The 21,229-nt window shown below is 67.8% G+C and carries 22 protein-coding genes; 10 read left to right on the plus strand and 12 right to left on the minus strand.

Annotated elements, in window-relative coordinates:
• Positions 1-10: 10 nt before the first annotated feature.
• Positions 11-817 carry a cytochrome bc1 complex diheme cytochrome c subunit gene (qcrC, locus tag J2S53_RS09385; protein ID WP_092979275.1) on the minus strand — a complete coding sequence of 269 codons (807 nt, stop codon included), beginning with the start codon at positions 815-817 and terminating at the stop codon, positions 11-13.
• Between the two features lie 115 nt (positions 818-932).
• Positions 933-1,544 carry an aa3-type cytochrome oxidase subunit III gene (ctaE, locus tag J2S53_RS09390; protein WP_130467919.1) on the minus strand — a complete coding sequence of 204 codons (612 nt, stop codon included), beginning with the start codon at positions 1,542-1,544 and terminating at the stop codon, positions 933-935.
• Between the two features lie 85 nt (positions 1,545-1,629).
• Between ctaE and J2S53_RS09395 the strand changes: the two genes are divergently transcribed.
• The 3 genes from J2S53_RS09395 (at position 1,630) to trpD (ending at position 3,688) form a co-directional block, all read left to right on the plus strand.
• Entirely contained in the window at positions 1,630-2,091 is a 462-nt protein-coding gene (locus J2S53_RS09395; RefSeq protein WP_456240661.1) for a hypothetical protein, read from the plus strand.
• A 111-nt stretch (positions 2,092-2,202) separates the two neighbouring features.
• Positions 2,203-2,613 carry a hypothetical protein gene (locus J2S53_RS09400; RefSeq protein ID WP_092979279.1) on the plus strand — a complete coding sequence of 137 codons (411 nt, stop codon included), beginning with the start codon at positions 2,203-2,205 and terminating at the stop codon, positions 2,611-2,613.
• A 22-nt stretch (positions 2,614-2,635) separates the two neighbouring features.
• The gene (gene trpD / locus J2S53_RS09405; RefSeq protein ID WP_456240662.1) at positions 2,636-3,688 is read left to right on the plus strand and encodes an anthranilate phosphoribosyltransferase; all 1,053 of its coding nucleotides are present in this window, start codon (positions 2,636-2,638) and stop codon (positions 3,686-3,688) included.
• 302 nt (positions 3,689-3,990) lie between these two features.
• Here trpD and J2S53_RS09410 read toward each other — a convergent pair whose 3' ends face one another.
• The 3 genes from J2S53_RS09410 to ctaC all read right to left on the minus strand — a co-directional run bounded on the left by J2S53_RS09410 (position 3,991) and on the right by ctaC (position 5,752).
• Positions 3,991-4,272 (minus strand): Lrp/AsnC family transcriptional regulator, encoded by a 282-nt coding sequence (locus tag J2S53_RS09410; protein ID WP_456240663.1) that lies wholly within the window; start codon positions 4,270-4,272, stop codon positions 3,991-3,993.
• A gap of 70 nt (positions 4,273-4,342) precedes the next feature.
• The gene (locus J2S53_RS09415; protein ID WP_092628695.1) at positions 4,343-4,741 is read right to left on the minus strand and encodes a cytochrome c oxidase subunit 4; all 399 of its coding nucleotides are present in this window, start codon (positions 4,739-4,741) and stop codon (positions 4,343-4,345) included.
• Positions 4,742-4,810: 69 nt separating this feature from the next.
• Positions 4,811-5,752 carry an aa3-type cytochrome oxidase subunit II gene (gene ctaC / locus J2S53_RS09420; RefSeq protein ID WP_456240664.1) on the minus strand — a complete coding sequence of 314 codons (942 nt, stop codon included), beginning with the start codon at positions 5,750-5,752 and terminating at the stop codon, positions 4,811-4,813.
• Between the two features lie 364 nt (positions 5,753-6,116).
• Here ctaC and asnB point away from each other — a divergent pair, with 364 nt between their 5' ends.
• Complete coding sequence (gene asnB / locus J2S53_RS09425) at positions 6,117-8,045, plus strand: asparagine synthase (glutamine-hydrolyzing) (RefSeq protein ID WP_456240665.1); 1,929 nt, start codon at positions 6,117-6,119, stop codon at positions 8,043-8,045.
• A gap of 325 nt (positions 8,046-8,370) precedes the next feature.
• On the opposite strand, the gene J2S53_RS09430 is transcribed toward asnB, so the two are convergent.
• Positions 8,371-9,798, minus strand: coding sequence for an FAD-binding oxidoreductase (locus tag J2S53_RS09430; RefSeq protein WP_456240666.1), 1,428 nt, complete (start codon positions 9,796-9,798; stop codon positions 8,371-8,373).
• Between the two features lie 213 nt (positions 9,799-10,011).
• Positions 10,012-10,491: a hypothetical protein gene (locus J2S53_RS09435; protein WP_456242863.1), complete on the minus strand. Its 480-nt coding sequence runs from the start codon at positions 10,489-10,491 to the stop codon at positions 10,012-10,014.
• An 80-nt stretch (positions 10,492-10,571) separates the two neighbouring features.
• Here J2S53_RS09435 and J2S53_RS09440 point away from each other — a divergent pair, with 80 nt between their 5' ends.
• Positions 10,572-11,876, plus strand: coding sequence for a glutamate-5-semialdehyde dehydrogenase (locus J2S53_RS09440; protein ID WP_456242756.1), 1,305 nt, complete (start codon positions 10,572-10,574; stop codon positions 11,874-11,876).
• 85 nt (positions 11,877-11,961) lie between these two features.
• On the opposite strand, the gene J2S53_RS09445 is transcribed toward J2S53_RS09440, so the two are convergent.
• Positions 11,962-12,327: a HesB/IscA family protein gene (locus tag J2S53_RS09445; RefSeq protein ID WP_092979295.1), complete on the minus strand. Its 366-nt coding sequence runs from the start codon at positions 12,325-12,327 to the stop codon at positions 11,962-11,964.
• A 299-nt stretch (positions 12,328-12,626) separates the two neighbouring features.
• On the opposite strand from J2S53_RS09445, the gene J2S53_RS09450 reads away from it, so the two are divergent.
• The 5 genes from J2S53_RS09450 to J2S53_RS09470 all read left to right on the plus strand — a co-directional run bounded on the left by J2S53_RS09450 (position 12,627) and on the right by J2S53_RS09470 (position 16,899).
• Positions 12,627-13,265, plus strand: coding sequence for a DUF3043 domain-containing protein (locus tag J2S53_RS09450; RefSeq protein WP_092927030.1), 639 nt, complete (start codon positions 12,627-12,629; stop codon positions 13,263-13,265).
• 57 nt (positions 13,266-13,322) lie between these two features.
• Entirely contained in the window at positions 13,323-14,309 is a 987-nt protein-coding gene (locus tag J2S53_RS09455; protein ID WP_092927028.1) for an aldo/keto reductase family protein, read from the plus strand.
• Positions 14,306-14,863: a bifunctional adenosylcobinamide kinase/adenosylcobinamide-phosphate guanylyltransferase gene (locus tag J2S53_RS09460; RefSeq protein WP_456240667.1), complete on the plus strand. Its 558-nt coding sequence runs from the start codon at positions 14,306-14,308 to the stop codon at positions 14,861-14,863. The genes J2S53_RS09455 and J2S53_RS09460 overlap by 4 nt, the downstream gene beginning before the upstream one ends.
• 132 nt (positions 14,864-14,995) lie before the next feature.
• The gene (cobT, locus tag J2S53_RS09465; RefSeq protein ID WP_456240668.1) at positions 14,996-16,150 is read left to right on the plus strand and encodes a nicotinate-nucleotide--dimethylbenzimidazole phosphoribosyltransferase; all 1,155 of its coding nucleotides are present in this window, start codon (positions 14,996-14,998) and stop codon (positions 16,148-16,150) included.
• Positions 16,151-16,155: 5 nt separating this feature from the next.
• Positions 16,156-16,899, plus strand: coding sequence for an adenosylcobinamide-GDP ribazoletransferase (locus J2S53_RS09470; protein ID WP_456240669.1), 744 nt, complete (start codon positions 16,156-16,158; stop codon positions 16,897-16,899).
• A 140-nt stretch (positions 16,900-17,039) separates the two neighbouring features.
• On the opposite strand, the gene J2S53_RS09475 is transcribed toward J2S53_RS09470, so the two are convergent.
• From J2S53_RS09475 to J2S53_RS09490, 4 genes are all read right to left on the minus strand, one after another.
• Complete coding sequence (locus tag J2S53_RS09475; protein WP_456240670.1) at positions 17,040-17,324, minus strand: MoaD/ThiS family protein; 285 nt, start codon at positions 17,322-17,324, stop codon at positions 17,040-17,042.
• Between the two features lie 47 nt (positions 17,325-17,371).
• Positions 17,372-18,457, minus strand: a complete 1,086-nt coding sequence (locus J2S53_RS09480) for an exo-alpha-sialidase (protein ID WP_456240671.1) — start codon at positions 18,455-18,457, stop codon at positions 17,372-17,374.
• Positions 18,458-18,553: 96 nt separating this feature from the next.
• The gene (locus tag J2S53_RS09485; RefSeq protein WP_456240672.1) at positions 18,554-19,657 is read right to left on the minus strand and encodes a branched-chain amino acid aminotransferase; all 1,104 of its coding nucleotides are present in this window, start codon (positions 19,655-19,657) and stop codon (positions 18,554-18,556) included.
• 155 nt (positions 19,658-19,812) lie between these two features.
• Positions 19,813-21,060, minus strand: coding sequence for an amino acid permease (locus tag J2S53_RS09490; RefSeq protein WP_456240673.1), 1,248 nt, complete (start codon positions 21,058-21,060; stop codon positions 19,813-19,815).
• Positions 21,061-21,229 lie beyond the last annotated feature (169 nt).

Genomic DNA, 21,229 nt, shown 5'->3' on the forward strand with positions numbered 1-21,229 from the left:
TCCCGCTCACTCATGCCCTGGCTCCGATCCACAGCGTGAGGCCGACGAGACTACCCAGCCCGATGACCCAGACCACGACCGTCTCCGGGCCGGGCCCGTAACCGCCGAGCGCGTTGCCGCCGGGGTTGTTGTTGCCGTCGGTCACCGACTTCACATAGGCGATGATGTCCTTCTTCTCGTCGGGTGTGAGCTGGCGCTCGGAGAACTTGGGCATGTTCTCCGGACCGGTCTCCATCGCCTCGTAGATCTGCTGCTCGGACGCGGCATCCAGGTTCGGGGCGTACTTGCCCGATGAAAGCGCGATACCGCGTCCGGTGAAGTTGTGACAGGAAGCGCAGTTCAGCCGGAACAACTCCGCACCGCGTGCGGGGTCGTCCCCCTGGAGCTGCTCGCCCGTTTCCGCCGGTTGCTCGGGCCCGCCGCCGACGGACTGCGCGTACGCGGCCAGTGCCTGGATCTCCTGCTCGGAGTACTTCGGAGGCTTGCGCTGTGCCTGTGCCTCCTGCCGCATCAGCGGCATCCGACCACTGGAGACCTGGAAGTGCACGGCCGCACCACCGACACCGATCAGGCTGGGGCCCCGATCCTCAACGCCCTGCAGGTTCTCGCCGTGGCAAGTGATGCAGGCATTGTTGTAGAGCTCCTTACCCTGCCTGATCAGTGCCGGGTCCTCGGCCGCGGTGGCGGTCTGCGGCTCGGGGAGCAGCAGGCTGTACAGGCCGCCCGCAGCCACCAAGGCGATCCCGAGCGCCAGCACACCCGAAAGCCGTCGCCGGAACTTGGAACCCGCGCGGTTGCGTTTCTTGTTGGTGGTCATGAGTGCGCAAAACCCTTGCTGTCATGTTCGGGGTGGTTCAGCGGCAACAACATCACGCTTGACTTCTCGCCTAGCTGCCTACCCATGGCTCTGTCGCGACATACTCGCCGCCGCGTCACGGCACCAGATAGATGACCATGAACAGGCCGATCCACACGATGTCGACGAAGTGCCAGTAGTACGACACGACGATCGATGCCACCGCCTGGGCCGGTGTGAACTTGCTCATCCTGGTACGGATCATCAGGATCACGAAGGCGACCAGTCCGCCGATCACGTGCAGACCGTGGAAGCCCGTGGTCATGTAGAACACCGTGCCGAACGCCGAGCTGGCCATCGTGGTGTGGTGCTCGGTGATCAGCGTGTGGTACTCACCCGCCTGGCCCAGCACGAAGATGGTGCCCATGGCGAGCGTGAGCATGTACCAGCGGCGAAGGCCGTAGACGTCACCGCGCTCCGCCGCGAACACACCCCACTGGCAGGTGAACGAGGAGAGCACCAGAATCACAGTGAAGGGTAGGGCGTAGGCCACGTTGAGTTCGGAGGGCGGCGGCGGCCAGGGTCCCTCGTGCTGGGCCTTCACCGTGAAGAACATGGCGAAGAGCCCGGCGAAGAACATCAGCTCGCTGGCCAACCAAACGATGGTGCCCACGCTGACCATGTTCGGTCGGTTCAGCGAGTGCACGCGTTGACTGATTGAGGGCGCTGCCGTTGTCACGCGACGCATTATGTCGCGGACGATTTCGGGACGCCCGGTCGGGTCCGCCGCAGCCCCGTTCGCCTACTACGAGATCGACGGGAGGTTACCGCGCGTGAGCATCCGCGGTGGTCTGTCCCGACTGTTGCGCCCGTGGCGCGGCAGCCGGGAACCGGCATGGCCCACTCCGGACGATCCGGAGCTGACGGTGGTGGTGGAAGCGACCGACGAGACGGAGTCGGTCTCCACGGTATTGGCCCGTTCACCTGCATGGACCCCGGAATATCCCGCCGTGCTGCGCTACCGGATCGCGGTCGGTTCCGCCGCCGTGCCCGAACTCCGCGAGCCCCTCGAGGCCGAGGGCTGGCTACTGCGCACCGAAACGATGACCCCGGGTTCGGGCGACGCGTCCACCTCGGAGTCCACGGTTCTCGTCGCGCAGTGTGTTCGCCGGATAGACACGATGACATGCGCCAGAGAGAGCTCCCGGATGGTGGGGCTGGCGCAGCGGCACGGCGGCCACCTGGCCGGATGGCAGGCGCTGCAGCTGCCGGACGAGAGTGATCGATCACGTTAGTGAGGTGTATTACCCTCCGGAGCGACGTTACGGATACGATACGAGCACTCGTGACCACCCGACACGAACCTCCCCGTCCGTGCGGGCCGCACCGGCAGCCAAGGAGTGTCCATGAGCACATCGACGAGCAACGTCCTCGTGTTCAGCCACCGCCAGGAAGTCCGTGAGGCGATCATCACAGCCATCGGGCGTCGCCCCTCCCCCGATATCCGAAGCGTGCACTACATTGAGGTATCGACGGTGGCCGAAGTGATCGGCGAGGTGGACGCGGGCAACGTGGATCTCCTGATTCTCGACGGTGAGGCGCAGCCCACCGGAGGTATGGGAGTGTCGCGGCAGCTGAAGAACGAGCTCGCCTCCTGCCCGCCGACGGTGGTCACCGTACGACGCAAGGACGACCGGTGGCTGGCAACCTGGTCCCAGGCTGACGCGGTACTGGTCCACCCGCTCGACCCGTTGACGGCGGCCGAGTCGGTGGCCGAGGTGCTGCGCGCCCACGCCCTGCCCACCGCCGGCGGCTGATACGGACTTTCGAGGACGCCACGTGCAGACAGCGACAACGACCTGGCCCGACCTGCTGAACCGGCTCGTCTCCCACGAGGATCTCTCGGTCGCCGAGACCTCCTGGGCCATGGACCAGGTCATGACCGGCGAAGCCACTCCAGCCAGGGTCGCGGCGTTCGCGGTCGCGCTGCGCGCCAAGGGCGAGAGCTCTTCCGAGATCATCGGAATGGCCGACACGATGCTCTCGCACGCACGGCAGCTCGACATCTCCACTCGTGCCGTCGACGTGGTGGGAACCGGCGGCGATCGTGCCGGTACGGTGAACATCTCCACGATGACCTCGATCGTGCTGGCCGCGTGCGGCGGCCCTGTGGTCAAGCACGGTAATCGCGCGGCCTCGTCGAAGTGCGGCACCGCCGACGTGCTCGAAGAGCTCGGAGTGGCGATCGACCTGCCGCCCGAGGGTGTCGAGCGATGTGTGACGGAACTGGGGATCGGATTCTGCTTCGCGGGGCTGTTCCACCCCGCCTTCAAGCACACCTCCGCTCCCCGGCGGGAGATCGGCATTCCCACCGCGTTCAACGTGCTCGGCCCGCTGACCAATCCGGCTCGCCCGACCAGTGGTCTGATCGGGTGCGCGGACCGCAGGCTGGCACCGGTCATGGCCGAGGTGTTCGCCCGACGGGGCCACTCGGTACTGCTGGTCAGCGGGGACGACGGGATGGACGAGATCACCACGACGACGACCAGCACTGCCTGGGTCATCGGTGAGGGCGCCGTCCGGGGAGAGCGGATCGACCCCACCGCGTTGGGCCTGTCGTTGACCGAACCCGAACAGCTGCAGGGGGGCGACGCGACGGTGAACGCCGGAGTGGTCCGCGATCTGCTGAACGGAACCCGAGGCCCGGTGCGGGACGCGGTCCTGCTGAACACCGCGGGGGCGATCGCGGCCTACGAGGGACCCATCACCGATCTGAACGGAAAACTGGCCGACGGCATCGAGCGCGCTGCCGAGGCCATCGACTCCGGCGCCGCCGCACGGCTGCTCGACTCCTGGGCGGAACTCTCCGGAAAACTGCGGGAGCACGGCTAAGCACGAACGAATCCGTCCCCGGCAGCACTACCCCGACGAGACCGGCTGCTCCGATCGGCTGGTCGTGGCACAGTTGAGCGATCCACACCTGGACCGCGGCGGGCGGAGCGCTGTTCGTGCTCTGTGACTCCACGGTTCTCCGCGATAGCGGCGGTGCTGTGCGGGCACGCGCACACCTCGGTACGGCGTCGATTTCTCGCGAAATCGACGCGCCCCACCCGATGCCGGGCCCCCGCGACGAGAGCCGCACGAAAGGTTCCGCCACGCGATCGAGCCGGCAAACCGACCGGAAGAGTTCGGCGTCAGGACTCCAGGCCGATGGAAAAGGCGGCCTCGGAGTCCTGCTTCGAGTACGACCGGAACGCGATGTGGGTGTCGGTGTCCACCACTCCGTCGACCTTGTTGATCGCGCCCGGCACGATCTCGGCGATCCGCTCGTGCTCGGACGCACGGATCACGGCGATCAGATCCACGTCGCCCGCACAGGAGTAGACCTCGGTGACACCGTCGATGTCGGCGATCTCCTGCGCGGCCTCCGTCAGGCGATCAGCGGCGGTTTGGATCAGCACGAACGCGGTAATCACGGTTGCGGACCTCCTGCGGCGGCGGCTCGGCTCCCTCGCGTCGGCCGGACGTGAGGGAGCGTACTCGGGCTCACTCGTGGTTGGGGCCGGTGTGGTACTCGAAGACGAGCCCGGAGACGGTGATCAGTACCGCGCCCGCGCTGAGCACGATCATCCAGACGTGGCCGAAGGCCAGGGCCACACCGGTCAGGGCCGAGGCCGCCGCCAGCCCGAAGGGCCAGTAGCTGCCGGGACTGAAGAACCCGAGGTCACCGGCACCGTCACTGATCTCGGCCTCCTCACGGTCCTCCGGACGCAACTCGATGCGACGAGCGACGAACTGGAAGTAGCTGCCGATCAGCAGTGACAGCGCACCGACCAGGATCAGCGCCACCGTCCCCACGGGTTCCTTGGCCCAGAGCCCGTAGACCAGGGCCGACAGGAAGAAGAAGAAGGTAATGATGTTGAAGATCTTGGCTTCGACCCTCATGGAGTCCTCACTCTCACCCCGTACGCCGCGTCCGGCGCACTCGTGTGACCTGGTTTCCCGTCGACACCGTCAGTTACCCGCGCCGACGGCCTGACCATCCTGCCGCGGACTCGAGCTCTGCCGGTCCGGATCGAACGGGATAGTCGTCACCGAGTTCGGGTTGCAGAGCTCACCGCAGTCCATCTCGGTCAACGCCTCGGCCGTGGTGTAGGGCTGGCCCGTGCTCGGGTTCACCTGCGTACGCAGGTCCATGAAGCGCTCGAACTTGTCCGGTGAGAGCGCACGCACCTCGAAGTTCATCATCGAGTGGTAGGTACCGCACAGTTCGGCGCAGCGTCCGACGAACGATCCCTCACGGTCGATCGCGTTCTGGAAGACGTTGTCCTGGTTGTTCTTGTCCGGGTGCGGGAAAGTGTCCCGCTTGAAGTGGAACTTGGGGACGAAGAACGAGTGGATGACGTCCTTGGAGCTGAGCCGGTACTCGACGTTGGAGTCGGTCGGCAACACCAACAGCGGCGTCCAGTCGGTGGTGCCGACGGTGTTGACCGCTTCACCGTCCGGGGTGGTGTAACCCGGGTAGCGGAACTCCCAGTTCCACTGGAACGAGATCACGTCGACGGCGACGTCCGGCTCCTCCTCGGCCTGCACCTCCTGCTGCGTCGTGGCAGTGAAGTAGAACAGCACGACGACCATCACGAAGGGGATGACCGTGTATATGATCTCGAGCGGGTTGTTGTACTGGAACTGACGAGGCAGCTCGTCACTCTTCTTGCGGTGGAAGGCCACCGTCCAGAAGATCAGTCCCCATACGAGCACACCAACCGCGAGAGCCGCGATCACCGACCAGGTCCAGAGCTGGCGCATCGACTCGGCGTCACTGGTGACACCGGTGGGCCAGCCGAACCGCAGGACCTGGTCAGGGGAGCAGCCCGTGGCCACGACACACACCAAGCCGACCAGTCCACCGACCTTGACCAGCCGTGGCACTCGGGTCCCGTCCTTCAGGGCCACTGCGCGACGCCTCCTCCATGTGAAACTCACCGGCACGGCGCTGGCGTTGATCCCCGCCTCGCGTTCGGGACGGAAGATCGGCCGCCGGAATACTGTAGCGACCCTAGCCCAGTAGTAGCCGCGATACTGCTCCGGGGTCACGACACCGCCCGAATCATGGTCGTGCCCGTGACCGAAGATCACCAGTCAGTCACTCCGCCGTACGACGCGCGGTGAACACCGGGCGCCGTCGACCGGAGCACCGGCACAATGAACCCGTGCGTGCGGTTCGCCCGCAGGCGCACGGCATACTGTAGAACCGGATCACCCCTATTGGGCTTGAGCGAAACCCGACAACCCGCGACACGAGAGGTGCGCGAGACGCGTGTGCGGCCTGCTTGGACTGGTTTGTCCCACCGAAGAGAACGCAAGCAACGCAACGAACGCGGTGGCCAACGCGCTGCCGTGTCAGCGGCACCGAGGACCGGACGAGAGTGACACGTGGCAGGGCGGCGAGGTCGTCTTCGGTTTCAACCGCCTGTCGGTCATCGACGTCGAGCATTCGCACCAGCCGCTGAGCTGGGGGCCGCCGGAATCACCGGGCAGGTACACGATCCTGTTCAACGGTGAGATCTACAACTACCTCGAACTGCGGGCCGAACTGACCGAGCAGTACGGCGCCGCGTTCAACACCGACGGGGACAGCGAGACGATCATCGTCGCCTACCACTACCTCGGGACTTCGATGGTGGGGCGGCTGCGCGGGATGTTCGCGTTCCTGATCTGGGACAACGACCGGCACATGGTGTTCGGCGCCAGGGATCCCTTCGGGATCAAGCCGATGTACTACGCGACCGGCCCCAACGGGGTCGGTTTCGCCAGTGAGAAGAAGAGTCTGCTGCACCTCGCGGCGACGCTGGGGATCAACGAGGACGTCGACCGGCGTTCGCTGCAGCACTACCTGCTGCTGCAGTACGTACCGGAGCCGGAATCGCTGCACCGTTCGATCAGGCGGATCGAGTCGGGCACCTCGTTCACCGTGGCCCCGGGTGGGCAACTGGTCACCGAGCGGTACTTCTCCCCCAACTTCACCTCACGTGAGATTCACAACGACGGCGAGGCCAACCGGCTGCACAACGAGATCGTCGACGTGATGCGCGACTCGGTGGCCAAGCACATGCGTGCCGATGTCACCGTCGGTGCCTTCCTCTCCGGCGGAATCGACTCGACGGCGATCGCCGCGCTTGCCAAGGAGCACAATCCGGACCTGATCACGTTCACCACCGGGTTCGAGCGGCAGGGCTACTCGGAAGTGGACGTGGCCGCGGAATCGGCGGCGGCCATCGGGGTGAAGCACGTCGTGCGTACGGTCTCCGCCGAGGAGATGATGCGGACGCTGCCGCTGATCATCTGGTACCTGGACGATCCGGTGGCGGACCCCGCGCTCGTTCCGCTGTGGTTCATCGCCAGGGAGGCGCGCAAGCACGTCAAGGTCGTGCTCTCCGGCGAGGGCGCCGACGAACTGTTCGGCGGGTACTCGATCTACCGGGAACCGCTCTCGTTGGCCCCGTTCGAGCGGGTCCCCGGATCCGTGCGCAAGGTGATGGGTCGGGTCTCGACCGCGATTCCGGAAGGGGTGCGCGGCAAGGACCTGCTCCGGCGGGGTGCGCTGCCGTTGGAGGAACGCTACTACGGCAACGCGCGGATCTTCCGCGACGACGAGTTGCGGAACCTGCTGCCGGACTACGACCCGCATGTTTCGCACACCGACGTGACGGCGGCGGCCTACCGGACCTCGCAGGGCTGGGACCCGGTGACCCGGATGCAGCACGTGGACCTGTTCACCTGGCTGCGGGGAGACATCCTCGTCAAGGCCGACAAGGTGACCATGGCCAATTCCCTGGAACTGCGGGTCCCGTTCCTCGACAACGAGGTGTTCCGGACGGCGAGCACGATCCCGCTGGAACAGAAGATCACCAAGGACACCACCAAGTACGCGCTGCGCCGTGCGCTGGCCAAGGTGGTTCCCGGCCACGTGCTCAACCGGCGCAAGCTCGGTTTCCCCGTGCCGATCCGCCACTGGTTGCGGGACGAGATGCACGACTGGGCACGCGACATCATCAAGGAGTCCCAGACCGACGCCCTGCTGAACAAACCGGCGGTGCTGCAGCTGCTGGAGGAGCACCGTTCCGGAGTGCTGGACCACAGTCGCAGGCTGTGGGCGCTGCTGGTGTTCATGATCTGGCACGGGATATTCGTGGAGAACCGGCTCACGCCCCAGGTGCCGGAGCCCCACTACCCCGTGAAGCTCTAGTGGATCTCTAGATTCCTCTCGGCTCGGTTTGCGCGACGGTGCGGACAGCGGAACCTCTGGCACGGCTCTCGCTGCAGGGTGCCCCGACATCGGGTAGTCACTACACAACGTCGGGGCCGTCCTCGCGAGAGCCGCACCGGAGAACCCGCGGCGGTGCCGACTGCGGGAGTGGTCGGAGTTCGGCACCACGTCGCACCGGCGCGGCGATTTCGCGAGAAATCGACGCCCACCCGGGCCGGACCACCTCACGCACCGGGCTCGCTCTCCCAGCGGCGCGGCGATTTCGCGAGAAATCGACGCCGCAGCGGCGGTCGAGTGGCGGTGTTCAGCCGGCGGTCGGGGTCGGCGTCGCGGTGCTCCGGTCCGGCGCGGCAGCGGGAACAATGTCGTGCCAGCGGTTGAAGACGTTGTCCGGGTCGTACTCCGCCTTGACCCGTGCGAGTCGCCGGTAGTTGTCGTCGCCGTAACCGGCCACCACCCGCTCGTGCCCCTCGTCACCGATGAAGTTGAGGTAGACGGCTCCGGTGGTCCACGGCCGCATGTCCGCACGGAGCTCGCGCACCCAGCGGATGGCCTGCTCGTCGGTGGCGGCGTCCGACCACAGCCCGAGCGGGTGGACCACCCACGGAACCGCGCGGTCGGACATCGCCGCACCCACCCCGTTGGCCGAGACCGCGCCACCCCACGGCAACAGCGCGTGCTGCGCCGGGGACGGCACCGGCATGTCGTTCGCCCGGGCGCAGAACCGGTCCAGCGCCTCGTCGGGCAGCTCGGCCATGTGTTCGGCCGACCAGTAGTTGCGGTATCCGGGTGGATCGTCCAGCAGTGACTGCAGGTCGGCGTAGTCGATGTCGGTGATCAGTTGTCCGGCGGGGCGCATCCCCAGCAGCGGCCGGATCCGCTCGCGCAGCTCAGATTCGTTGCCCATGAAAGTGACCAGGACGGCACAGCACAGCGTGTCGACGAGTTCGGGCGGCACGAAATCCTCCGGCGGCCCGGTCAGGTAGATCAGCCCACCGCTGATCTCGTCCGGTGCTCCCGCGATGAAATCGCGATACTCGCCCGCCACGGCGCGACCCCGTGCCGCGGGCCAGAGCAACAACGCCATCGAGAATTCCGGAATCTCGTGCAACCGGAATGTCAACGAGGTGGCGATCCCGAAATTGCCTCCCCCGCCGTGCAGTGCCCAGAACAGTTCCGGATTCCGTTCCGCGTCGGCTGTCACCCGATCTCCCGAAGCGGTGACGAGCTCGACCGACACCAGGCTGTCGCAGGCCAGTCCCCATTTCCGTTCCATCCAGCCGGAACCGCCGCCGAGGGTCAGTCCGGCCACTCCGGTCGTGGAGACCCGGCCTCCGGTGGTGGCGAGCTTGTAGGGGCGTCCCGCCCCGTCGAACTCTCCCCAGAGCGTGCCGCCGCCCACCGTGGCCAACCGGCTCTGCGGCTCCACCGTCACCCGGTTGAACCGGCGCATGTCGATGACCAGCCCACCGTCGACAAGACCCGCACCGGCGACGCTGTGCCCGCCGCCGCGCACCGCGAGCTCGAGGTCGTGTTCCCTGGCGAAGTCCAGGGCCCGGCGGATGTCGTCGATGTCGGCGCAGGCCGCGATCACGGCGGGCCGCGATTCGATCATCGCGTTGAAGATCTCACGCTGTCTCTCGTAGTCCGCGTCGCGCGGTGTGTGAATCACACCGTGGAAACCGCCGCGGAGTCGATCGACAGTCGCCGGGTCCACATCCCGCACTGTCATGTCCGGTCACCTCGGATCCCGGGGAACTACGTCTGGGACGCGGGCGGGCCGCATCGAGCCGCCCGTTATACGGACACTAAGGAGTGCGGGCGGGTGAGGACAGAGCACGAAGTCCATAGCACCCGGCAGGTACTCCGGCTTCGACCGCCACCGCCCGGTGCCCGGAACTCCACCGGGGCACCGGGCTCTCACGGTCGGTCGCCACCGCACCGTTCAGTCGGTGTAGCGCCGGGCCACCACGTCCGGTGTCTCCAGATTCCTGCCCGCGTCCATGTTGTTCGCCAGCTGGACGAACTGGGTCATGGACCACGCGAGCGGAGTGGCCGATCCGGTTCCCTCCCCGAACACGAAGCCGTTTTCGAACGGCCCGCCCTCCTCGTTCCCCGCTTCGGCGGTAATCCCATCATCGATTCCTTTCCAGTGCTCGAAAGGTCGGCGAAACATTTCCCGGGCATCGCACAACGCCCGGCCGACGATTCGTCCGCGACGGTGTTCTACATACGCAACAGGACTTGCGCAATCGATAAAGAAGAGTCCCCTGGAAAACGACATCTTGCGGCTGTTCAGAATTTCGGGAACGCCGTCCGAGAAACCCCCGGAGGAACCGGAACCGCCAAAAGGAGACGCCGAGAGGGTTTCCGCGCTTTTCCGCGATACTCCGAAAAGGGCATTCCGAGCGCCGCCGCGAACCACCGGATCACGCGAGGTAGTCGCCTCACCACGCTCCCGCTGCCGAATGTGAATCTTCTACCCTGGGCGGTGTGAGCACCACTATGCCGGAAAAGTCACCCACGGGTTCCGCCGCCGGAGCGGACACCGGCCGGGAGGAGATCCTGGCCGCGGCGCGCGGTGCCCGCGAGGCCGCCGCCGAGTTCGCCGCCGCGACCCGGGACACCAAGGACACCCTGCTGAACGCGATGGCCGACGCGTTGGCACGCCGCTCCGGAGAGGTTCTCGACGCCAACGAGCTCGACCTCACGGCGGCACGCGACTCCGGGATGCCGGAGGCGATGCTGGATCGCCTGAAACTGACCGAATCACGCGTGGCGGAGGTCGCCTCCGGGCTGCGTACGGTGGCGGGGCTGCCGGATCCGGTCGGGGAGACGGTGCGCGGCAGCATGCTGCCGAACGGGCTGGAGTTGCGACAGGTGCGGGTGCCGCTCGGGGTGGTCGGCATCGTCTACGAGGGGCGTCCGAACGTCACCGTGGACGCGGCCGGACTGACCCTGAAATCGGGTAACGCCGTGTTGTTGCGCGGCTCCTCCTCGGCGGTACGTTCCAACACCGCGCTGGTGTCGATCCTGCGGGACGTGCTGGTCGAATCCGGCTTCTCCCCGAATCTGGTGACGCTGTTGCCGTGTGCGGACCGTTCCTCGGTGGGGCACCTGGTCACCGCGCGTGGCCTCGTGGACCTGGTGATCCCACGCGGTGGTGCCGGACTGATCAACGCGGTGGTCGAGGAGGCGACGGTGCCGGTCATCGAGACCGGCGTGGGTAACTGTCACGTCTACGTGGACCGCGCCGCCGACGCGGAAAAGACACGGCAAGTGGTCCGCAACGCCAAGACGCGCCGGGTCAGCGTGTGCAACGCGGCGGAGACGCTGCTGGTGCACCGGGAGGTCGCCGAGACGCTGCTGCCGGGGCTGGCCCGGGAACTGGTCGAGGCCGGGGTGACGTTGCACGCGGACGAGCGTGCTGCCGAGGCGATCGGGAACGCGGCACCGGTCACTCCCGCCACCGAGCAGGACTGGGACACCGAGTACCTGTCGATGGACCTGGCGGTGGCGGTGGTCGACTCCCCGGACGAGGCGATGGCGCACATCGCACGACACGGCACGGGGCACACCGAGGCCATCGTCAGCGAGGACGTCTCCACCGTCCGCCGATTCACCACGCGGGTCGACTCAGCCGCGGTCGTGGTCAACGCGTCCACCGCTTTCACCGATGGCGGCCAGTTCGGCATGGGAGCCGAGATCGGGATCTCGACGCAGAAGCTGCACGCCCGCGGCCCGATGGCGCTGCCGGAACTGACCACGACGAAGTGGCTCGTCTGGGGTGACGGACACACCCGCCCCTGAACAGCGACGTGCGACGCACGAAAACGGGGATGGTGCGACGAGATCCCTCGCCGCACCATCCCCGGAAAAAGCCGATCGCGTCCGCTCAGTGGAACGAGTCACCGCAGGCGCACGAGCCGCCGGCGTTCGGGTTGTCGATCGTGAAGCCCTGCTTCTCGATCGAATCCACGAAGTCGATCACGGCGCCCTGCAGGTAGGGGGCGCTCATCCGGTCGACGACCACGTCCAGGCCGTTGAAGTCGCGCACCGCGTCCCCGTCGAGCGTGCGCTCGTCGAAGAACAGCTGGTAGCGCAATCCGGCACACCCACCCGGCTGGACCGCGATGCGAAGATGCATGTCATCGCGCCCCTCCTGGTCCAGCAGGGTCTTGGCCTTGCTGGCCGCCGGGTCGGTCAACGTGACGCCATGAGCGGGCGCTTCGGTCTCCACGGCTGTTTCCTGGGCGGTCATGGCTCTCCCTTGCGGTTAGCGGCTGCTGGCAGGTTCCCGCGACCTCAACGGTCACGGTAAGTGCGAGTATTCCCGCGGTCCAACCCGCGCACGCCGATTGTGACACCCGCGGGTAGCACCGCACATGATACGCACGGAAAACGGTGCGCGTCGCGAACGAGACCAGGGCCCGGCACGGGAGGTACGCCGCGACGTGCCGCTGCCGGAGCGGCCCACCGCACCACGAGCGATTTCCACGATCGGCACCCACCCGCGGAGTCGGTATTCGTGACACGGACGGTGTCACTTACGCTGGTGGTGTGAAGTTCCTCCGTCGCAACACCGCCGAGCAAACCGCCACCGTCGACAGCGACGAGCACGGTGGCGAGGCGACGCGGGAGAACGCGAACGATTCGAGCCAGGCCAAGGGCAGGCCGACCCCGAAACGTCGCGAGTCCGAGAGCAAACGTCGGGGCCCGGTTCCGCCGCCGCCGCGCACCCAGCGCGAGGCGTTCAAGCGGATGCGTCGCAACAAGCCGGAACGGCGCAAGGCCGCGGCCGAACGGCGCGAACGGATGATGGCGGGTGACGACCGTTACCTCATGCCGCGCGACCGCGGACCGGTCCGGGCACACGTTCGCGACATCGTGGACTCCCGCAGGCACCTGATGGGGCTGTTCATGCCGCTGGTGCTGGTGATATTCCTGGCCACGCTGGTGCAGATCCAGATGGTCGTCCAGATCGCCACGGTGTTCTGCCTGGCGCTGCTGATAACGATGATCTTCGAGGGCACCATGCTCGGTCGGATCGTCACGAAACAGGTGCGCGCCAAGTTCCCCGACGCCAAGGACAAGGGGATCAGCATGGGGTGGTACGCCTTCACCCGTGCGATGCAGCTGCGCAAACTGCGTGTTCCCCGCCCCCGGGTCACTCCGAAGGACATCAACGAGGTCCGGTGAGCACGGCTCGGTCACAGTGCTGGGCGCACGCCGGGCTGTGGATCTAGGCTGGATGCCATGGAGTTTCGTCGGCTCGGCCGCAGCGGCCTGAACATCAGCGAGATCGCTTACGGAAACTGGCTCACCCACGGTTCGCAGGTCGAGGAGGAACAGGCGCAGGCGTGCGTGCTGACCGCTCTCGACGAGGGAATCACCACCTTCGACACGGCGGACGTCTACGCGGCCACCCGGGCCGAGGCGGTACTCGGGCGCGCGCTGTCGGGGGTGCGCCGGGAGAGCATCGAGCTGTTCACCAAGGTCTACTTCCCCACCGGGCAGGGGCCCAACGACCGCGGTCTGGGCCGCAAGCACATCATGGAGTCCTGTGAGGCCTCGCTGCGCAGGCTGCAGACCGACTACGTGGATCTCTACCAGGCGCACCGGTTCGACCGGACCGTTCCGCTGGAAGAGACCATGACCGCGTTCGCCGATCTGGTGCGCCAGGGCAAGGCGCTCTACATCGGCGTTTCGGAGTGGAACGCCGAGCAGATCAGCCGGGCCGCCGAGCTGGCACGGGAACTGCGCGTACCGCTGGTGTCCAACCAGCCGCAGTACTCGATGCTGTGGCGGGTGATCGAGTCCCAGGTGATCCCGACCTCGGAGCGGGAGGGCCTCGGCCAGATCGTGTGGTCGCCGATCGCGCAGGGCGCGCTGACCGGCAAGTACCTGCCCGGGCAGGAGGCTCCCACCGGTTCGCGGGCGACCGACGAGGCGGGCGGCGCGAACATGATCTCGCGTTGGATGCGGGACGAGGTGCTGGAACCGGTGCAGCAGCTCAAGCCGATCGCCGAGGACCTGGGGCTGTCCATGGCCCAGTTGGCCGTGGCCTGGGTGCTGCAGAACTCGAACGTCTCCGCCGCGATCATCGGCGCGTCCCGTCCGGAGCAGGTCACCGACAACGTGCGGGCCGCAGGGGTGAAACTCGACCAGGACGTGCTCGACAAGATCGACGAGGTCATCGGGCACGTGGCAGAGACCGACCCCCGCCACACCACCACGCCGTGACCGGCTCCGAGCACCGCACCCTGGTACTGGGCGGAGCGCGCTCCGGCAAGTCCGCCCATGCCGAGGGACTGCTGCCTCGGGAGGGTGCCGCCACCTACGTCGCCACCGCACGGCGGGACCCCCGCGACGAGGAGTGGAACCGGCGTATCGCCGACCACGTCGCGCGCCGTCCGGCGAACTGGAACACCGTGGAGGCTCCGCGTCCGCACGAGCTGGTCGACCTGCTGGACAACGCCAGGGCGACGGATCCACCGATCCTCGTCGACGATCTGGCGACCTGGTTGACGGGCGCACTGGACGACGCGGGGGCATGGGAGCGTGACACCTCGGCGCTGACAATCGTGCGAGGACAGCGTGACGAACTGAGACGCGCGAGCGAATCGTGTTCGGCACGACTGCTCCTCGTCTCGGCCGAGGTCGGCCTGGGTGTGGTCCCGGAGAGCAGGGCGGGTCGGCTGTTCCGGGACGAGCTGGGTGCGCTCAACGCCGGGTTAGCCGAAGTCTGCGACGGCGTGCTGCTGCTGGTCGCGGGACTACCATTGCGACTACGCTGAGTGGCTGACCTACGCTGAAGCCCCGGAGTCGGTCACCGCGAGCACACCCCGACGTGGGAGCTCGACGGCGGTGCGTAGCCGAGCGCGGTGTTACCAAGCACGACTCCGGCCGAACGACTACGGAGGTAAGGCTTGTCCACGGTGCCCGATCCACAACCGGTGCACACCCCATCGGCAGAACCGGCGGACGGCACGGACCGGCCGGGTATCGAATTCGGCGTGGTCCGGCCACCCGACGAACAGGCACACCGGCAGGCGGTGGCGCGGCACGACGGGCTCACCAAACCCGCCGGGTCGCTCGGCAGGCTGGAGGAACTGGGCGTCTGGGTGGCGGCCAGGCAGGGCACCTGCCCACCCAGGCCGTTCGACCGGCCCCGCGTGGTGGTTTTCGCGGGTGACCACGGGATCGCCACCAACGGCGTCTCGGCCTACCCCAGCGAGGTCACCGGACAGATGGTCGAGAACATCCTCACCGGCGGAGCCGCGGTGAACGCGCTGGCCGCCAACGCCGGAGCTGGGGTACGCGTCGTCGACATGGCCGTGGACGGCGAGACGAACCGGACGATCTCGGCGCACAAGGTCCGCAAGTCGTCCGGTTCGCTCAACGTCGAGGACGCACTCACCGCCCAGCAGGCACACGAGGCTGTCGCCGCGGGCAGGGCACTGGCCGACGAGGAGGTCGACAGCGGAGCCGATCTGCTGATCGCCGGTGACATGGGTATCGGGAACACCACCCCCGCCGCCACCCTCATCGCGGCCCTGACCGAGAACGAGCCGGTGGCGGTGGTCGGACGTGGCACCGGGATCGACGACGCGGCGTGGATGCGCAAGACCGCGGCCATCCGGGATGCGCTGCGCCGTGCGCGCAAAGTGGTGGACGATCCGTTGGCGCTGCTGCGCACGGCGGGTGGTGCCGACATCGCCGCCATGGCGGGCTTCCTCGCGCAGGCGTCGGTGCGCCGCACTCCCGTGATCCTCGACGGTGTGGTGGTCGGCTCCGCGGCGATGGTCGCCGAGGAGCTCGCTCCGGGAGCGACTCAGTGGTGGATGGCGGGGCATCGTTCGGTCGAGCCGGGGGCGACCCTGGTGCTGGAGCACCTGGACCTGCGGCCGGTGCTGGATCTCGACATGCGACTGGGCGAGGGTTCCGGAGCCGTCTCGGCCCTGCCGGTGGTCAACGCCGCGATCAGGGTGCTGGCCGAGATGGCGAGCTTCGCCGAAGCGGGTATAGCGGGCCCCACTGCCGACGAGGCGGCGGGAGTCTCCCCGACCGACGCCGCGGACTGAGCGGCGTGCAAGGGCTTCGACTGGCGTTCGCCTGGTTGAGCGTACTGCCGGTGCGGGTCGACACCGTCGACGATCGCACCGGCAGACGTGCCATCTCGTTCGCTCCGCTGGTGGGAGCCGCTCTCGGGGTGTTCGCCGCTCTCCTCCTCCGGACGTTGCTCGCGCTGGGAGCCCCCGCACTGCTGGCGGGACTGCTCACCGTGGCCGCGCTGGCACTGGCCACCAGAGGGATGCACATCGACGGGCTGGCCGACACCGTGGACGGGTTGGGTTGCTACGGCCCTGCCGAACGGGCGCTTTCGGTGATGCGCGACGGCAGCACCGGCCCGTTCGCGGTGGCCGGACTCGTGCTGACGATCGGAGTGCAGGCCACGGGATTCGCCGCTGCCGCCTCCCACGGCGAGTGGGGAGTCGTCGTACTCGCCTGCGCCGGTGGGAGAGCCGCTTTTCCGTTGTGCTGTCGCAGGGGGATCCCGGCGGCGCGGCAAGAGGGCATGGGCGCGCTGGTGGCGGGCACGCAACCCCGCGGCACCGTGTTCGCCTGGTGGGCGGCGCTGCTGCTCGCCGGTGGTTTCGCCACACCGGGAACGTGGTGGGTCGGTCTCGCCGCCGTGGTACTGACCTTCTGCTCGCTGTGGGTGCTGAGCAGGCACGTGCTACGCAGGTTCGGCGGAGTCACCGGCGACGTTCTCGGCGCCTGTTGCGAACTCGGGACCACCCTCCTGCTCGCCATATGCGCCCTCGGCTGAGCGTTGGAGATTATCAACTCGGTTCGCGTAGCCGGTCGCTTGGCGGAACCTCCGGGGGTGCCTCGCTGCGGGTGCCCCGACATCGGGTAGTTAGAAGGGTCGTCGATTTCTCGCGAAATCGCCGACGCCCCGCGACGCAGCTATCCGCCCGCGACGGAGGGCACGATCCGGACCTCGACACCGTCGCCGAGCGCGGTGGCGGCGCCGTCCAGCGCACGGCACTCCGTGCCGTCGACGTAGAAGTTGACGTAGCGGCGCAACGTTCGGGTCTCGTCCCGAAGTCTGCGTTCCAGGGCGGGATGGGTGAGGGCAAGCTCGTCGAGCAGCTGCCGCAGCGTGGCCTCCTCTTCGAGGGACAGCCGCAGAGTGCCCGCCCCATCGACCGTGGAACGAAGCATCTGCGGGATTACCAGGGTGATTCGCATGATCGTCTCCCGATGGCAGTGGGCGGGCAGCGGTTCGCGGCTGGTGGTCAGACCACGGCCGCGCGCAGCGACAGCACGTCCGGCAGGTGCTCGGCGATCCGGGTCCAGCTCTCCCCCCGGTCGGAACTCGCGTAGACCTCGCCGGACCGGGATCCGAAGTACACTCCGGCGGGGTCACCGTCGTCGAGGCAGAGCGCGTCACGCATGACGGCGGACCAGAACCCCTGCCGGGGGAGTCCTTCACCCAGACCTTCCCAGGACGCGCCGGCGTCCCTGCTGCGGTAGATCCGGCAGTCTCCCTCCGGTGGGAACCGGTGCGCATCGGCGACCAGTGGGAAGGTGTAGACCGTGTCGGGATCGGCGGGATCCACCGCGACGGGGAAACCGAAGTCAGCGGGTAGTCCTTCGGCGATGGACTCCCAGGTGTCGGCGCCGTCGTCGCTGCGGTAGACGCCGTGGTGGTTCTGCAGGTAGATCCGGTCGGGCGTGGCGGTGTTCCGGGCCATCCGGTGTACGCACTGCCCGAATTCCGGGTATTCGTTCTCCGGCATGAAGTAGGCACGGATGCCGTGGTTGGCGGGGGTCCACTCGGCACCGCCGTCGGTGGTGCGGTAAACGCCGCCGGTGGACATACCGACCAGGACCCGGTTCGGGTGCCGGGGGTCGGGCAGGACCGTGTGCACCGCCTGTCCCCCGAACCCCGGGAACCACTCCGCGCGATGCGGGTGGTCCCAGAGCCCACGCACGAGTTCGTAGTTGCTGCCGCCGTCCTCGGAGCGGAACAGCGCGGACGGCTCCGTCCCCGCGTACACCACTCCGGGCTCGCCGGAAGGTCCGGGCACGATCTGCCACACGCGCCGCAACGAGGTTCCGGTGTCGGTGGGAAAGGCCACCGGGGCGTGCTCGGGCTCCTGCCAGCTGTCCCCCAGATCGTCACTGGTCACCAGGGTTGGGCCGAAGTGCGGACTCTCGGTACCGGCCAACACCCGCGGTTTGCCCCTGGTGTCGACGGCCACCGAGTAGACCTCGGTCATCGGCAACCAGGGGCCGGTGAGGTGCCAGCGCCCACCGTTCCGGCGTGCCAGCCACAACCCCTTCCGGGTACCGATCACGAGCAATACGGACGAGGACACGACTGCCTCCCGTGGGTGTGAGTGGACTCTCATCGGGAAGGTACGCCGAACCCCCGACAATCGCCGTGTCGCGGTAACCGGAGCGAAAGGAGGTGATCAGGCCAGCTTCGTCATCCAGCCCTCGGGGTCGGGCAGTTCACCGTACTGGATGCCCGTCAGCTGCTCACGGAGCTTCATCGTCAGCTCTCCGGGCCCACCGTCCCCGATCGTGAATTCGCCGCCGCTGTGCCTGACCTTGCCCACCGGGGTGATGACGGCGGCGGTCCCGCAGGCGAACACCTCGGTGATCTCGCCGGAGAGGGCCTTCTGTTCCCATTCGTCGGTGGTGATGCGGCGTTCCTCGACTTCGAGCCCGAGCCGCTCGCCCATCCGCAGCAACGAGGACCTGGTGATACCGGGCAGCAGGCTGCCGGTCAGTTCCGGGGTCACCAACCGTGCCTCCGCACCCGAACCGAGCACGAAGAACAGGTTCATTCCGCCCATCTCCTCGACGGCACGCCGTTCCACGGCATCCAGCCAGACGACCTGGTCGCAGCCCTGTTCGGCGGCCTGGGCCTGCGCCACGAACGAGGCGGCGTAGTTACCCGCGAACTTCGCGGCTCCGGTGCCACCCGGGCTGGCGCGGACGTACTCCCTGCTGAGCCACACGGTGACCGGCTTGACGCCGCTCGCGAAGTAGGAACCGGCGGGCGAGGCGATCAGCGTGTACAGATAGCTGCTCGCCGGGCGGTTGACCCCGAGGGTGCGCTCGGTGGAGATCATGAACGGTCGCAGGTACAGCGAGCTCTCGCCTTCCGTAGGCACCCACTGGTTGTCCACCGAGACCAGTTCACGCAGCGAGTCGAGGAAGACCTCCTCGGGCAGTTCCGGCATGGCCAGCCTGCGTGCCGAGTCCTGGAAGCGGGCGGCATTGGCCCACGGGCGGAACGAGGCGATCGAGCCGTCGGGCTGGTGGTAGGCCTTCAGCCCCTCGAAGATGGCCTGTCCGTAGTGCAGCACCGTAGTGGCGGGATCCAACTCGACAGGGTGATAGGGCTCCAGCCTGGCGTCGTGCCAACCCTGCTCGGTGCTCCACCGTGCGGTGACCATGTGATCGGTGAAGTAATTCCCGAACCCGGGATCGGCGAGTACCTTCGAACGATGTTCCGCACTCGCGGGTCGCGGGGTCTCGGTCCGGGTGAAAACGACGGGTTGGCTCATGAACGTACCGTATCGCGCGCCCGAGAGCAGTGGAAACCTGACCGGTAACGATTGGGCGACCGAGTATCAGCGTCCCTTATGGTCGGTCGTACGACAGTCGTAAGCACCTCGCGGAACGCACCGTGAGAGCTCGTCGGCGTCGGGTGTTCGCGGAGTTACCGGACGTCGTGTTCCTCGGGAGGGCGCTCGTGGCGCGAGCTCCGCCCGGAACCCCGCGACCGGCGAACCGAACCCGCCGTCACCGGCACCAGGACCACCACCGCCAGCGTGACCGCCATCGCGGGCACGGGCATGCTCATGGCCAGAATCACCGACAGGCCCATCCCCAGGCAGGCCGTCCGCCTGGGCAGTTTTCCGCCGTCGAGCAACAGAACTCTCGCCGCCGCGTTGACCAGCGCGTAGTGGACCAGCAGACAGCACGCGGCGATCGGGACGGCCTGTTCCGGCCCGAGGAACAACGTCAGCGACGCGGCCGCCACGGCCAGCACCAGGTCGAACGGGTAGGGGGTCCCGGCGGGACCGGCACGACGCGACAGCACCGGCAGCTCACCGTCGGAGACCAGAGCCGCACCGGTGGAACGCGCCGATTCCAGCACCGCGAGCAGCACCGGCGACATGGCCAGCGCGGCCGCCGTCCCCACTCCCGAGGTCAGCGCTGCCGCGTCGGCCGCACGCAACGCGTCGAGCAGCGGTGCCGGCGACAACGCCAGCCGCGCGGAGCCGAGCTGGTACGACACCGCCACCAGCACCACCGTCAGCACCGCACCGGCGGCGAGCAGCACAGCGGGCAGGGCACGGTCCAGCACGGCCGCCGGATACCGATCCGTCCTGTCCGCGGCGGCGGTCAGCCGCTCGAAACCGACGAGGCCGAAGAACAGCACTCCCGCCGCTCCGGAAACCGCCAACGGCCCCTGGGGCGAGACCGACGGGGAGTCCACCGGAGTGATCGCCAGGCACGCGGCGGTCACCACACCGAGCACCGCGATCGTCAGCGCCAGCCAGAGCCAACCGGCCAATCCCCTGATCCGAAGTCCGGCGGTGGAGGCGAGTACCGCGAGCAGCGGGAGCGAGACCGCGGCCAACGGCTGTGGGGTCGGTAGATAGCGGGCGGCCGCGCCCGCCACGGCCGTCAGTGCCGCGACATGACCGAACAATCCCGTACCGGCGGCGATTCGGCCGGGAACCACTCCCAGCTTGTCCCGCACACACGCGTATCCGGCACCTGTAGGCCCGTAGGAATCGGCCTGGTGCCTAGTGGCGCTCGCGGCGCACCAGGCGGTGACGACCGCCACCGGCACGGCGAACGGCGTCCACGGTCCCGCGATCGACACGGCCGGTGCCACGCCGAGGAACACCCCGGCACCCAGCATGGCACCGAGCGCGAGCGGAACAGCTTGCCTCACGACTGTCGAACCAACCGAGGGCCCTGATCGTTCGGCCAAGCAAACCATCCTCGTGTAATGAGACCTCGTACTCGCCCCGAGGAACGTCCCGCCGGTTCTCCACGCCGCGGCTCCCGCTCGGTGCGGGCCGCACCGCGGGCACACGGAAGCCACGACGAGCACGTCACCA

This window comes from Actinopolyspora lacussalsi (genome assembly GCA_030803735.1).
Classification (GTDB): Bacteria; Actinomycetota; Actinomycetes; order Mycobacteriales; family Pseudonocardiaceae; genus Actinopolyspora; species Actinopolyspora lacussalsi.